This window comes from Streptomyces sp. 130 (assembly GCF_007096885.1).
Taxonomy (GTDB): domain Bacteria; phylum Actinomycetota; class Actinomycetes; order Streptomycetales; family Streptomycetaceae; genus Streptomyces.
Genome location: NZ_VJNO01000003.1, coordinates 32,364 through 46,082 on the forward strand (window position 1 = coordinate 32,364; position 13,719 = coordinate 46,082).

A 13,719-nucleotide genomic window follows, 5' to 3' on the forward strand; every position below is an offset into this window, starting at 1 on the left:
CGGGTGTCCGACTGCAGTCGCTTCTCGTTCCGGCGCCCGAGATCGGGCGCGCCGAGGGGCAGCGGCCCGCCCGGGTCCGGGCGTGCTTCGCGACGTGGAACGCAGCGCCGCCGGTGGACGTGCGGGCTCTGGTCCCCCGGCAGCGGGTTTTCCGTCTTCAGCGGCGCGTGGAACGCCTCCGCTGCGGGGCCCAGGGGCACGATGTCGTGCCGGGGCGAGGCCGCCGCTCCATCGTCCGGCCCGGTGGGCTCGGCGCCATGGCATCCGGTGCGGGACACGGCGGCGTCCCCGAGGCCCCGGCCGCGCATCGGGCAGCCGGTGCCCCGGCGGTGGCTGGTGAGGTTCTCCGGCCGGGCTCCGTGCGGCGCGGGCGCGGGACGGGGGTGCGCGGGGGCGGGCATCACGCTGCCTCCCCGGCCTCGGCGCGGTACCCGGCGGCCTGGAGGGTGAACATGGCGGCGTACTCGCCGCCGAGGGCCATCAGCTCCTGGTGGGTGCCGCTCTCGATGATCCGGCCGCCGTCGAAGACGAAGATGCGGTCGCAGGCGACGACGCTCGCCAGGCGATGGGAGATCAGCACCGTGATCCGGTCGGGGCGCGAGTTGTCCCGCAGGACCGCCTCGTACACGGCGTGCTCGGCGCGGGGGTCCATGCTGGCGGTCGGTTCATCCAGCAGCAGGACGGGAGCGTTCTTGTACAGGCCGCGGGCGACGGCGACCTTCGCCCACTGGCCGGCCGACAGTTCCTGGCCGCCGCGGAACCGCTTGGACAGCAGCGCCTCCCATCGGCCGGGCAGCCCGGCGATGACCTGCTCGGCACCGGAGGCCCGCGCGGCGTCCAGCGCCCGCCGGGGGTCCGCCTCGGTGAGGGTGCCTCGCGAGACCGTCAGATTGGCCAGCGCGCTGAACGGAAACCGCACCGGGTCCTGGAGCACGCAGCCCACCCGGGCCTGCAACGACTCGGCGTCCATGTCGAGCACGTTCACGCCGTCCCAGGTGACTGTGCCGCCTGCCCGGGGTTCGTACAGCCCTGCGAGCAGCCGCGCGCAGGTGGACTTCCCGCTGCCGTTGGCGCCGACGAACGCGACTGTCTGTCCGGCGTGCAGCGTCATGGAGATGCCGTTCAGCGCCGGGGTGTCCTTGCCCGGGTAGGCGAAGGACACGTCGCGCAGCGAGATGGTCTTCACCGTATCGGGGGCGGGCGGCCCGCTGCGGCGCGGCTGGAGGGTGCGGCAGCGTTCCTGGAAGGCGAGCAGGTCGTCCACCCACATGGCGTGCTCGTAGACCAGGTGCGAGACGTCGACGAGCCGGGTCAGCGAGGACTGGGCGGTCTGGATGGCGAGGACCGCGCCCGCGCCCGCGGCCAGCGGCAGCCAGCCCGCGATCAGCATGGCGCCGAGCGCCACGTAGGTGATGCCTGTCCCGATCCCCCCGACGGCCCGGCCCGCCAGGGCCAACCGGGCCGAGCTCACGCCCAGGCGGGTGTCCTCCTCGGCGATCCGTGTCGTCAGCCGGTAGTGCTCCTCGAGCAGCGCGCCCTGGGCGGTGTCCGAGCGGAGTTCGGCGGCGGCGTCGCGCTCCAGCAGGAGCCAGGAGAAGATGCGCACCCTGCGCTGCAGGGTGTTCCACCGCTTGAAGGAGTGGAAGCGCGCGCGGGCGCTGCGAACGGCCGCCGCGCCGACCGGCAGCACCGACAGCAGGAGCAGCGGCAGCAGGGCCGGGTGGAGGACGCCCAGGACGCCGGCGGTACCCACGAGTCCGAGCAGTGCCGCGGCCAGGGAGACGACCTGGCCGACGATCTGCCGGGCGTAGAACAGGCCGCGATCGTTGGCCCGGTACGCCTCGTCGTGCCAGTCGGCGTCGTCGACGACCTCCAGCCGCACATGAGCGGTCAGGGTGAGGAACTCCCTCTCCAGCGCGGTGCGGATCTTCGGGGTCACCCGGGCCTGCGCGACGGCGACCCCCGCTTCCAACAGCGCCCGGGCGGACAGAAGGGCGACGACGACCAGGAGTTGGGGGATGGCCCCGCGCACCCGGTCCGGGGTGGGCCCCTCGGCGAACAGCTCCCTCAGCACCGCGACCGAGGCCATGAGCCCGAAGGCCGTCATGGCGACCGACGCCAGCTGCAGGACCACGACCGAGATGGTTGCGGTCCGGTCCGCAGCCCAGGCCAGCCGGCCGATCTGGTGCACGATCCGCGGCAGCCGAGCGAGGATCTGCCCCACCGTGGCCTTGGACGCGGCGCCGTCGTACACGGACCAGTACGCCTCCTCCAGGCCGTCCGCGATGTCACCGTCGTGCGGCCCGCCGGGCACGGCGGCGGGCGGCAGCGGAAGCTCCGCACCGCGCGGGCCGGGCACCGCACCCTGGCCGGTGCTGTCCGCGTCACTTCCGCTGATCACGCCCCGCACCTCGTATCCGGTCGTTCCGAGCGGCGCGTACGGACGTCGGACGGCCGGGTTCCGGAGGCCGGCGTGGTGAGCGGGGACCGCAGCCGCTGTTCGAATCCGGAGCGATGGGCGGGAGTGGGAGCAGGTTGCACGGTGTCCTCCGTCTGGTCGGTTGGTTGGCACTGGTGCTCTAAGAACGCGCGGGACCCGTAGCCGTAACGGCCCCGGACGGGCGAATGTCTCGAACGTGAATGCGGTCTCGGCGTCCCGGGCAAGGGCCGCCTGCCTGGTCGGTCTTTAATCCACACGTTCGAGTGATTGGCGATGTGCGGCACCCGATCAGGGGCTTGCGCGGTCCCTCCGCGGAATTCATGCGGAAAGCGCGCGGCCGGGTGGTCCAGCGGCCGGTGCCGTCGCCCCGGCTGTCCGTACCCGAGCGTGTTCCCCGGCCCGGAGAGTCACCGTCGGGAGCCGCGCCGGCCGGGGCGAGGCCCGCCGCGCCGTGCCGTTTCAACCCGCTGACCTGGGCAGTCGTCACCCAATTGGCGTTGACCCGCGCCCCGGCCACCCGCGATAGTTGCGCGTCCGGCCGTCGCCGGTCGCTTCACAGGGTGGGGGTTTCCATGCAGGACACCGGGCACACGAACACGCCCGACACGGCACAGCCGGCAGGGCCGGAGGCAAAGCAGCGGTCACCGGAGGCCGCCGCCGCGCTGGAAGCCGTACGGGACGCGCTCACGGCGAAGCGCCGGGGCGAGGCACGCGAGCGGGCCACCGCCGCACTGGAGCAGTACGGCCCCGACCCGGACCTCTACGCACTGCTGGGGCGGGCGCACGTCGCCGAGGACGAGGACGACCACGACGACGAGGCCGAGCGCGTCTACCGCCGGGGCCTCGACGTCTTCCCCGACCATCTGGACCTGCTCGCCGCGTACGCCGAACTCTGCCGGGCCGCCGACGGACTGGAGCGCCCCGGCCGCGCCGCCCGCGCCGCCCAGCTCATCGCGCGGATCGAGGAACTGGCCCCCGGCTCGCCGCAGGCCCAGCGCCTCCGCGACCCGGTTCCGCTCTGGGCGGCACAGGGCCAGGCACCCCAGCCCTCCCCCACCCACACCCAGCGCCACGACGTCCGGCAGGCCCTCGCCACCGCCCCCGGCCTGGCCGAGGCGGCCCGCCTCGCCGAGGAGGAGGCGGGGCAGCACCCGCACAGCCTGCGCCTGGCCATCCGCGCCGAGACGCTCACCGCTTTCACCCGGCCCGGCCGGCCGCTCCTCCTGTGGCTGATCAGGGCGCCCTGTCTGAGTGTGCTCGCCGTCCTGGCGGCGGGCGCCCTGACACTGCTCCTCGACGCGTCGGCACGCTGGTCGGTATGGGCGGCTGCCGGCGCCGTGCTGGCCCTCCTCCCGTACCGGCTGCTCACCGTGCTGGAGAGCGGCGCCCGCATCCGTGCCACGGACCGCGTCCTGCCGCTCCCGGCGAACACACCGGAACCTCCGAGCCCGCTCTCCCCGCCCGCCGCGCCGGGGCTGCGCGACTTCGCGGTGCTCGGCGCGGCGCTCACCCTCGCTGTGTTCGCGCTGGTCTCGCCGATGGCCCTCAAGTCCCTGCCGGCCGAGCCCGAGGACTACCCGCACTACACGGTCGCGCCGCCGCAGGAGTTCCGGGGTGAGCCGCTGGCCTCCGCCGTACCGGTGGTGGCCGGGGTCGGCTCCGATCTGGCGTCGCTGTGGACGGAGTCCCTGGACGTCGAGGGCGCGTTCGCCTACCTCTACGGCGACCTGTCGGTCCTGGGCAACATGAGTGGCCCGGACGCCATCATCGTCGGTGCGACGGGTGACTTCCGGGGCACCCCCGACGAGGCCCTCAAGGGATACGAGTTGGGGCTGTCGGAGTCGGACTCGACGATCAACGAGATCTGGCAGCCGGACGCCGGTCCGGGCGGGGGCAGGCTCCGCTGCGTCTCGTACGCGGACGACAGGGAGGCTCCCGGCGCACGTGTGGCGTGCAGTTGGGTGGACGACGGCAGTTACGGAACGGTCGTCATGAACGAACGCCTCGACCACGACGCCGCCGCGGAGGCCGCCCGCACGGCGCGGGACGCGGTGCTGCACGGCGGCGTACGTATCCGGGGTGTGTCCGCACTGTCAGTCGGGGAGCCCTGGTCGCAGGCAGGCGATGGCGACCAGGGCCCGGTGGTGACGGGCTCGTCCTGAAGCAGCGTTCGGTGACGTTGCGGCGCCGGTAGACCTCAGGGTCGGGACGGCAGTGGGCCCGCGCGCTCGCCGAGCCGACGCAGACGATCGGCCAGTCGACTTCGCCGATCGCCTCCGAGTGCTGCTGGACGTGATCGGTGCCCGGCCTCTCACAGGCCGGTGACCCGCACCGGCACGGTGAGGACCCGGTCGAAGCCCAGGACCCGCTCAGGGCCTTCGAGGACGAAGGACCCGCGCAGCGGGAGGTCCGCACTCGACCGTCCGACCTCGGCGTGGATCAGGCCGGGCTCCACCCTGCGGCGCAGGTCCTGTCCGGTGAAGGAGACCCGGTCGGCGTGGACGGTGAACCGGACCCTCGCGGCGTGTCCCGGTTCGAGCCGTACCCGCGCCCAGCCGGCCAGCCAGCGTATGGGCCGCGCTGCCGAGGCCACCGGGTCGGAGAGGTACAGCTGGACCAGTTCGGTGCCGGCCCGGAGCCCTGCGTTGCGCACGGTCACGGCGATGCGCACCGTTCCGTCGGTGGGGATGATGTCAGCGTCCACCGCCAAGTCCTCGTAGGCGAAGGTGGTCCACGTCAGGCCGTGCCCGAACGGGTACAGCGGGGTGGGATCGGCGCCGCTGACCTCGGTGGGGCCGCCCGGCTGCGGATGCAGATAGGTCCCCAGCGCGGCGCCTGTGTTGCCCGGCATGCTCACCGGGAGCCGGCCCGACGGCTCCACCCGGCCGGACAGCACCCCCGCGATGGCCGTGGCCCCTTCCTCGCCGGGGAAGAACGCCTGGACGACGGCTGCCGCGCGCCCGGCCAGGTCGCCCAAGGCGTAGGGGCGTCCGGAGACCAGCACGACAACCGTGGGCGTGCCGGTGTCCAGGACCGCCCGGGCGAGTTCCGCCTGCCGGCCGGGCAGTGCCAGGGTCTGCGCGTCGCACCCCTCGCCGGAGGTGCCCAGACCGAACAGCCCGGCCCGGTCGCCGATCGCCAGCACGCACACGTCGGCGTCGCGCGCGGCGGCCACGGCGGCAGCGATGTCCGCGTCCTCCAGCGCGTCGACCCGCCCGGCGGGGGCGACCCGGATCTTCGCGTCGGGCAGCTCCGCGGCCAGCGCGGCGGACAGGGTGGGCACCGCCACGCCGAGTTCCAGGCCGACGCGCGCCGCCATCTCCTCCATGTGGTCGAGGGAGTTGTGGTTGGCGAACGCGTAGCAGCCGAGCATGGCCAGTGGGTCGTCCGCCAGGGGGCCGGTCAGCGCGACGGAGCCGCCGTCGAGGGGCAGTGTGCCGTCGTTGGCCAGCAGCACCACCGACTCCTCGGCCAGCCTGCGCGCCAGTGCCCGGTGCTCGGGCGAATCCAACGCGTCGGGCGCGGGGATCGGCAGTGCGGCGAGCTCGCTCTCCCACGTCTCGTCCAGCAGCCCGAGCTCGCATTTGAGGGTCAGCACGCGGGATGCCGCCCGGTCCACCTGTTCCTCGGGCACCGTGCCCTGGCGCACCTGCTCGATCAGCGGCTGCCCGAAGCAGTGCGTCGTCGGCAGTTCCGTGTCGACGCCGGCCCGGAGCGCCAAGGCGGCGGCGTGGCCGGCCGAATCTGCCGCCCGCTGCATGTACTTGAGGTTCCAGACCGCGAAGTAGTCGGCCACCGCGAGGCCGGTGAAGCCCAGTTGGTGGCGGAGAACATCCGTCAGCAGGTACGGGTCCGCGGTGGTGGGGAGACCGTCCACGGCGGTCTGCGCGACCATGACGGCACGGGCCCCGCCGTCGCGGAGCACCGCCACGAAGGGTTCCAGGATGACGTCGGCGAACTCGCGGGGACCGCAGGTGACGGGAGCCATGTTCCGCCCGGCCACCGATGCGGAGTACCCGGCGAAGTGCTTCACCGTGGCCACCACGCCCGCTTTCTCCAGACCGCGGACGTAGGCGGTGCCCACGGTGGCGACCAGGTGGGGGTCGTCGCCGATGGTCTCCTCGGTGCACCCCCACCGGTAGTCGCGCGTCACGTCGAGGACCGGGGCCAGACCCATGTGGATACCGGACCTGCGCATGCTCTCCCCGATGGCCGTCGCCATCTCCTCCACCAGCTCGGGATCGAAGGACGCGCCCCAGGCCAGCGGGGTGGGGAAGACGGTGGCCGTCCACGACAGCAGCCCGGTGAGGCACTCCTCGTGCACCAGCGCCGGTATGCCGAACCGGTTCGCCGCGACGACGGTTCGCTGCAGCAGGCGCAGCCGTTCGAGTCCGGCCGCCGGCGTCACGGGTTCGGTGCCGTAGACCCGCGTGAGCTGTCCCAGGCCGGCCGTCGCCGCCTCCGCGAGCTGTGGGGGCATCGGGTCCGTGGCCCAGTCCGGCAGGGGCAGTACCGGCTCCCCGGGGCGCAGCGGCGCCGACCAGTACGAGCCGAGCTGCCCGATCTTCTCTTCCAGGGTCATCCGGCGCAGCAGGTCGGCCACCCGGTCGCTCACCGGCGAGGACGGATTCCGCCATATCTGCTGATCCAGCCCGTCGGCCCCGCTCTGTGCGATCCGTTCGGTCATTGGTCTCTTCCTCTCATTCAGTACACGCCGAGTTCTCCTTGCGGCACGGGGCGAGCCGGGTGCCGCAACGTGCCGCGTACGGGTCTCGGCCCGGGTGTCGCCGTGGCTGCTATCGGCGGCGACGGCTGAGGGGCTCCTCGGCGAGAAGCAGAACGAGACCGGCGGCGGCGAGAACCGCACCGGTGACGACGGTGGAGTGCGGGCCGTGTGCGTCCAGGAGGCGGCCTCCGAGGAAGGAGCCGGCGGCGATGCCGGCTTGGAAAGCAGCGGAACCGGCCGCGGAGGCTACGTCCACGTTGCCCGGGGCGATGCGCAGGATGCGGCTGGTGAGAGCGGTGATCATGCCGGACAGGGACAGGGAGAGCAGGGCGACCGCTGTTACGGCGGCGACGGGATGGGAACCGGCGGCCACCAGCAGCGCAAGGGCGGCGGTCACGAGTGTCACCGACCCGGTCATGGTGGCGCGGGTACTGCGGTCCGCCAGCACACCGGACCCGCTCGTGCCGATCACGCCCGCCACCCCGCCCACCGCGAGCACGGCGCCGACGGAGTGCGAGGACATCCCGGCCACGCGCGTGAGGAAGACGGTGACGTACGTGTAGAAGGTGAAGAACCCCGCGACGACGACCGCTGTCACCGTCACCAGCAGGGCGAAACGGATGCCGCTGGGCTCGGGGGCGGTGGCAGCCGGATTGTCTTCGGCCGAGGCCGACGGCAACAGGGTCACCACGACGGTCCCCGCGATCAGACCCAGGACGCTCATCACCAGGAACGGCACCCGCCAGTCGGTCTGCTGTCCGAGCCAGGTCCCGGTCGGCACACCCGCCACCTGGGCCAGCGAGGACCCACTGAACAGTGCGGCCACCACCTTCGCCCGCACCCGTTCGGGAAACATGCCCGCGGCGGCCGAGGCGACCACCGACCACATCACCGCATGGGTCAGCGCGATCAGAATGCGCGCCCCCAGCAGGATGCCGTACCCGGGGGTCACACCGCCCAGGAGCGTGGCCGCGGTGAAGACGCTCAGCAGCACGGCCAGCAGACGCCGGCGCGGAACCCGCCGGGTCAGGGCGGTCAACGGCACGGCTGTCGCCATCACCACCAGCCCGTAACCGGTCACCAGGAGTCCCACCGACGACAGCGACACCCCCAGCCCGTGCGCGATCTGGGGCAGCAGCCCCACCGGCAGGGTCTCCACCGTGGCGAACGCGAACAGCGCGACCGACAGCGCCGCCACCGCGACGACCGCTCGCCCCCGGGTGACCTCCCCGGACTCCTTCGCCACTGATTCCGGCAAAGTCACATCCATTGTCGCAACAGGCCCTTTCGCAAGTTTTCGCTCGATGCCGTCGCGAATCCCGACGGCGCGGAAGCCTCGTACGCCGCTTCCGCCCGGCTCCGGATCTCCATGCTCTGCGCGGGGGCGGACCCCGGGGCGCGGGCAGCGGCCGGCCGGCCCCGTCTCAGCTCAGCGCGACGTACTTCACCTTGCCCGAGGGTGTCCTCGGCAGGCGGTGCACCGCGTGCAGCTTCAGGCAGCCCCGAGGAACGCCCAGGCCGGCCGAGCCCAGCGAACGCAGCCGGCCGAGGCGGTCCGCGTCTCCCTCGACGTAGATGTGGACCTCGTCGGGCTTGGCGAGCACCGCGGCCACGGTGGTGCCGTCGAGGGCGGTCATCGCCGCGGCTTCGACGGCGTCGAGGCCGACCCGCTCGCCCAGGACCTTGACCTGCCGGTCCAGCCGGCCTTCGAGGTACAGGACGCCGTCCTCCATCCGACCCACGTCGCCGGTCCGCAGTTCGCCTCCCGTGAGGTCGGGCAGCGCCAGATCATCACGGGCGCGCGCGTAGCCGAGCATCACGTTGGGGCCCGTGTAGTGGACCTCGCCGCGCTGCCCGGGGGCGAGTTCGGCACCGTCCCTGCCGCGGATCTCGATCCGTCCGCCCGGTATGGCAGCCCCCACGCTCCCCTCGCGTACGGCGGCCAGCGCCGGGTCCAGGCAGGTCATCCGTGCGGTCGCCTCGGTCTGCCCGTACATGTAGAACACCGGCGTCCGCGGGCCCGCCGCAGCCCGCAGCCGCCGCAGGGAGGGGGCGGACAGAGGACCGCCCGCAACGAGGACGGCGCGCAGCGAGGACAGCCTCGCCCGCGCCTGCGGGTCCCCCAGCACGAACGGGACCGTGGAGGGGACCATGCCGATGGTGGTCACTCCGAGGCGCCGGGCGTCCGTCCAGAAGCGGCCGGTCGTGGGTGACGCCGTGGTGAGGGCGACGGCGGCGCCGGCCGCCAGGTGGGAGTTGAACACGGACAGCCCGAAGCTGTAGTCCAGGCGCAGGGACGTCGCCGCGACGTCGGTCGGGCGGATGCCTGTCGCCCGGCCGATGCTGTGGGCGTTGCTCGACAGGTTGCCGTAGGAGAGCCGCACCAGCTTGCCCTCCGACATGGAGCCGGACGTCCGTGCCACCAGGGCGAGTTCGGGCGAGGGCTCGGTCGCGCGGGCCGGGGCCACGCGGCGCGCGGGCCCGATGTGCGGGACGTTCTCGGCCTCGCGCCGGTAGTCCGCGGACGTTTCCGTGGCCCGTACGCAGGACGGGCCGAGGACGACGTCGGGCCGCATCCGCTCGATGGACGCCGGCAGGTCGCCGAGTCCTGCGGTCTCCACGAGCATCACAGCGTGGCCGGCCCGGAGAGCGGCCAGGTAGGCGAGCGCCCCCGCCGCGGAGCGGGGGTTCTCGACCATCACGAGTTTCTTCGCGTCGTCGCCCAGGAACCGGGCGATGTCGTCGCAGATCTCGCGGGCCCGGCCACGCGTGAGAGTCCGGGCGCCGTCGAGGAGGGCCGGCGCGTCCTTGCCGCCGGCCAGCAGGTCGAAGGCGCTCGGCGTCATCGTTCCGCCTCGATGTCGTCGGCGAGCTGCGCCATGGATTTGGCGCGGAAGATGTCCACGGGATCGATCTCCACGCCCCACATGTCTGCGATGGCCTCGCTCAGCTCCAGGCAGAGCAACGAGTCTCCGCCCAGGTCCCAGATGCTGTCGGTCGTGCTGAGCACCACGTCCTCGGGCAGGGTGAGCGCGATCCGCTCCAACAACCCCGATTCCACGGTCCCCTCGGGGGCCCTGGTCCGGTGGAAGGCACCAGCCGCGACCGCGTCGTCGCTGATCGCCTCGGCGTTGGTGGCCTTGCCCGTGTGGAGGACGGTGAACACCAGCCGGCGCGCGTCCGTCGCCAGGAGCGCGCTGAGCCGCGCCCGTACCTCGGGAACGGAAATGAAGGAGCTCGTGGTCACGGCTGCGACATGGTCGCCCTCCGGGGTGACACGGTAGATCCCCGCACAGTCCGGGCTGTCAGGGATGTGCTGCGTGGTCATTGCCCCTCCTGGAAGTGTTTGTGCACCATGTCCGCGAGCAGGGTGCGGTTGACCTTTCCGGCCGCTGATCGGGGGATCGCGTCGACTGTCACGATCCGGCGCGGAACGGCGGCGGGCGGCAGGACCCCGCGCAGGTGCCTGGCGAGCCCGGTCAGCCGGTCCTCGGCCCCCTGGCCGTCGGCCACCACGAAGCACACGACACGGTGCCCGGTCACCCGGTTGGGGATGCCGGCCGCTGCCGCGTCCCGGACCCAGGGGACGTCCATCAGCGCGTCCTCGACGTCGGTCGCCAGGACGGTCGTTCCGCCGACGGTGATCCGCAGCTGCGACCGGGGTTCGAGGTAGAGGTATCCGTCCGCGTCCAGGCGGCCCCGGTCCCCGATGCTGACGTATCCGGAGCCGCTCCACCGAACGGAGTCGCGGTGGCCCAGGTGCAGCGGACGCGCGCTCGTTCCGCACTGGAAGTAGACGTCGCCCGCCTCCCCCGGTGCGACGGCTGTGCCCGAGGGGTCCAGGACGGCCACGGACGTGTAGAAACCCCTGCCCACTGTTCCCGGCCGCGCCTCCCACTCGTCACCGCGGGCCACCGTGGTTCCGATCCCCTCGGACGCGCCGAACACCTCGTAGACGTGCTCGGGGCCGAGCGTCGCGTGCCAGAACCGCTTGACCGGCTCGGCACAGACCGCGCTCATGTGGACGAGGGTCCTGAGGTCGGGTGCGCCTCCGTCGCTCAGCCACTGGCGCTGCATCATGCGCATGTGCAGAGGTGTGACGAGGAGCCAGTTCACGCGGTGCCGCCGGACCTCGTGCAGCACGTGCGCCGGGTCGGGTTTCTCGAAGAGGTGGATCTCCGCCCGCTGGTTCAGCGCGTCCAGCAGCATGCTCAGGGTGGCCGCATGGCGGACGGACCCGGCCAGGCAGACGCGGAGTCCGGCCTTGAGCCCCACCGAGGAGGCCAGGCTCAGCCTGGGGTCCCGGCCCAGGGCCCCGCGCATGCTGGTGTTCACCGCGTACCGGGCGCGCCCGCTGGTGCCGCCGGTGCGCAGCAGCAGGGTGGACGGGGGCAGTGCGGCGCGGCCCTCGGACCCGCTCCAGGGCTGCCGCGGGTGCCCGAGCGTGTGGGAGGCCAGCCCCAGAGCGGCCAGTCGCTCGGCGGTCGACGGCGCACCGGTCTCGCCGTCCGGCACGACCACCGGATTCGGCAGCCCGAGCGCCGCGAGCAGTTCCGTCAGGTAGCGCCGGAACGGTGCCTGCCCGTCGGGGACGAGGCACAGGGTGTCGTCGCGGCCCACGGCCTGCCGGTATTCCTCGCGGAGCCGTGACACGTGTGCCCGCAGGCGCTCCGGCGACAGTGTCTGCGTACTGCCGTCGGCCAGGTGCAGGACGAGGCCGGCGGTCGGCAGCCACTCGGCGGCGGACGGTCGCGCGGTCCTGATGGCGGTCACTGCCGTCACCTCGCTTCCGGTTCGAGCATGAGCCGGTCGCGGTAGAAGGTGATGATTCCGACGGCCACGACGCCGATGACGATCGCGCAGGAGCCGAAGATGTGCCAGGACGTGTGTGACATCAGCAGGCCGGCAAGGGCCGCCCCGAGCGCCCGGCCGGTGCGTGTCACCATCCGGTACGCGGCGGTCGTGCGTCCCAGCAGATGCCCCGAGGTGACCAGTTGCCGGGCCGTGATCGAGATGGTGTTCCACATGAGTCCCACGCCGCCGCCGAGGACGAGGCAGCAGACGATGGGCAGCCAGTGGGACGTGAGCGCGGGCACGAGGAACCACACGGCCCAGCCCGCCAGGCTCATCGCCAGCGTGGTGCGCAGCGGGAACCTGCGGGTGATGGGCTGCACCACCTGGCTGCCGACGAGCGCCCCGGCCGCCCCGGCCAGGAGGAGGAACGAGTAGGTGAGGCTGGAGGCGCCCAGGCCGCTGTCGGAGAGCGCGAAGGCCGTGAAGGACGTCTCCCAGACGTACCAGACGGTGGAGACCGTGAAACTCAGCGAGGCCAGGGTCAGGAGCATGCGGTGGTGGTAGATCTGGTGGAATCCGCCCAGCCCTGCCGTCATCATCGTCCGCATCCGCATGGGCTCGTCCCGCAGCGCCGGGGTCCCCGGCAGTCCGAGGGTGACGAGCAGCGTGATCGCGGCGAAGACGGCCAGCGAAGCGGTGGCGAGGGACTGGCTCCACAGGAGCAGCCATCCGCCCACCAGCGGTCCGACGAAACCTCCGTAGAGCTGGGAGACTTTGGCGATCTCCGTGTTGGCGGAGACGAGCCGGCTGGAATCCGCCACGAGCTGCGGTACGAGCGCCTGGCGGGCGATCTCCGAGGCGACGCCACAACTGCTCAGCCCGAACGCCAGGACGGCGATGAGCTCGGGCATGGGGTTCCCGAACGCGCACAACACGGCGAGTACCGCGGCGAGTCCGGTCCGCGCGAACGCCGTGATCCTCAGCAGCCGCGTCCGGGACATGTGGTCCGCGAGGTATCCGACCGGCAGCGAGACCAGCGCCCACGGGGCTGTCACCGCGACGAAGACCGCAGCCACGCCGAGGTCGCCGGTGGACTGCTGGGCGAGGACGGGCAATACCAGGGTGAAGGCGCCGTCCTCCAGGCTCGATGCCGTGCTGATCCTGCGCAGAAGTCCGATGGGCGACTCCCGCTCAGCGGAGAAACTCATCACCATCCCCCTCGAGGGCCGATCGACGGTCCGACAGCCGGCGGGCGAGTGCCGCCAGTGCGGGCCGGTGGGTTTCGTGCTGGGGCGGATGCCGTTTCGCCCACGTCAGCGGGTCGTCGATGCGGCAGTCGTACGGCGGGCGGCCCCAGGGCGAGCGCCGCGTCAGGGGTTCGCTGGTGGCCAGCCGGGTCCTCAGCCTCAGGGCCGCACCGCGCCAGTGGGCGGACGGCACCCCGCCCTCCTCGACGACGTCTTCGAGCGCCTGGTGGACCAGCGCCAGGTTCATCCGCTCCGACGCCTCGGACGAGGTGAACGTGAGGGCCAGGACGCCGCTGCCGCGGAGGCCGGGCAGCAGGGCCAGCCGGACCCGGAACAGCGTCCCGGTGAGCCGGCCCGCGCGCATGAGGGGACTGGTGAAGTTGCCCGCGACGTACTCGCACAGGCACAGCCACGCGCACACGTCGTCCGCACAGACCACGTTCACCGGCGTGGTCGCGCTGACGTGGGACGGGCGGGAGACGAGGTCCATGGTCGTTCCCCAGCGGTTCACC

At 72.8% G+C, this 13,719-nt stretch carries 9 protein-coding genes; 1 reads left to right on the top strand and 8 read right to left on the bottom strand.

Annotated elements, in window-relative coordinates; genetic code table 11:
* Window positions 1-400 precede the first annotated feature (400 nt).
* Window positions 401-2,401 carry an ABC transporter ATP-binding protein gene (locus FKN01_RS04100; protein WP_143616442.1) on the bottom strand — a complete coding sequence of 667 codons (2,001 nt, stop codon included), beginning with the start codon at window positions 2,399-2,401 and terminating at the stop codon, window positions 401-403.
* A gap of 611 nt (window positions 2,402-3,012) precedes the next feature.
* Here FKN01_RS04100 and FKN01_RS04105 point away from each other — a divergent pair.
* On the top strand, window positions 3,013-4,602 hold the full coding sequence (locus FKN01_RS04105) for an iron-containing alcohol dehydrogenase (RefSeq protein ID WP_143616444.1): 1,590 nt from the start codon (window positions 3,013-3,015) through the stop codon (window positions 4,600-4,602).
* 149 nt (window positions 4,603-4,751) lie between these two features.
* Here FKN01_RS04105 and FKN01_RS04110 read toward each other — a convergent pair whose 3' ends face one another.
* The 7 genes from FKN01_RS04110 to FKN01_RS04140 all read right to left on the bottom strand — a co-directional run bounded on the left by FKN01_RS04110 (window position 4,752) and on the right by FKN01_RS04140 (window position 13,697).
* On the bottom strand, window positions 4,752-7,127 hold the full coding sequence (locus tag FKN01_RS04110; protein ID WP_143616446.1) for a glycoside hydrolase family 3 N-terminal domain-containing protein: 2,376 nt from the start codon (window positions 7,125-7,127) through the stop codon (window positions 4,752-4,754).
* 109 nt (window positions 7,128-7,236) lie between these two features.
* Window positions 7,237-8,424, bottom strand: coding sequence for an MFS transporter (locus FKN01_RS04115; RefSeq protein WP_185992734.1), 1,188 nt, complete (start codon window positions 8,422-8,424; stop codon window positions 7,237-7,239).
* A gap of 166 nt (window positions 8,425-8,590) precedes the next feature.
* Window positions 8,591-10,012 (bottom strand): AMP-binding protein, encoded by a 1,422-nt coding sequence (locus tag FKN01_RS04120; RefSeq protein ID WP_143616450.1) that lies wholly within the window; start codon window positions 10,010-10,012, stop codon window positions 8,591-8,593.
* Window positions 10,009-10,494 carry an acyl carrier protein gene (locus FKN01_RS04125; protein ID WP_143616452.1) on the bottom strand — a complete coding sequence of 162 codons (486 nt, stop codon included), beginning with the start codon at window positions 10,492-10,494 and terminating at the stop codon, window positions 10,009-10,011. The genes FKN01_RS04120 and FKN01_RS04125 overlap by 4 nt, the downstream gene beginning before the upstream one ends.
* Window positions 10,491-11,939, bottom strand: coding sequence for an AMP-binding protein (locus tag FKN01_RS04130; protein ID WP_143616454.1), 1,449 nt, complete (start codon window positions 11,937-11,939; stop codon window positions 10,491-10,493). The genes FKN01_RS04125 and FKN01_RS04130 overlap by 4 nt, the downstream gene beginning before the upstream one ends.
* Before the next feature lie 5 nt (window positions 11,940-11,944).
* Complete coding sequence (locus FKN01_RS04135) at window positions 11,945-13,168, bottom strand: MFS transporter (protein WP_185992735.1); 1,224 nt, start codon at window positions 13,166-13,168, stop codon at window positions 11,945-11,947.
* Window positions 13,152-13,697 carry a hypothetical protein gene (locus FKN01_RS04140; RefSeq protein ID WP_143616458.1) on the bottom strand — a complete coding sequence of 182 codons (546 nt, stop codon included), beginning with the start codon at window positions 13,695-13,697 and terminating at the stop codon, window positions 13,152-13,154. Before FKN01_RS04140 ends, FKN01_RS04135 begins: the two co-directional genes overlap by 17 nt.
* Between the last annotated feature and the right edge of the window lie 22 nt (window positions 13,698-13,719).

Bases quoted from the DNA above. Each gene is read 5' to 3' on its own strand.
- FKN01_RS04105 (WP_143616444.1), top strand. From the start codon at position 3,013: ATGCAGGACACCGGGCACACGAACACGCCCGACACGGCACAGCCGGCA.
- FKN01_RS04135 (WP_185992735.1), bottom strand. From the start codon at position 13,168: ATGAGTTTCTCCGCTGAGCGGGAGTCGCCCATCGGACTTCTGCGCAGG.
- FKN01_RS04110 (WP_143616446.1), bottom strand. From the start codon at position 7,127: ATGACCGAACGGATCGCACAGAGCGGGGCCGACGGGCTGGATCAGCAG.
- FKN01_RS04120 (WP_143616450.1), bottom strand. From the start codon at position 10,012: ATGACGCCGAGCGCCTTCGACCTGCTGGCCGGCGGCAAGGACGCGCCG.
- FKN01_RS04140 (WP_143616458.1), bottom strand. From the start codon at position 13,697: ATGGACCTCGTCTCCCGCCCGTCCCACGTCAGCGCGACCACGCCGGTG.
- FKN01_RS04125 (WP_143616452.1), bottom strand. From the start codon at position 10,494: ATGACCACGCAGCACATCCCTGACAGCCCGGACTGTGCGGGGATCTAC.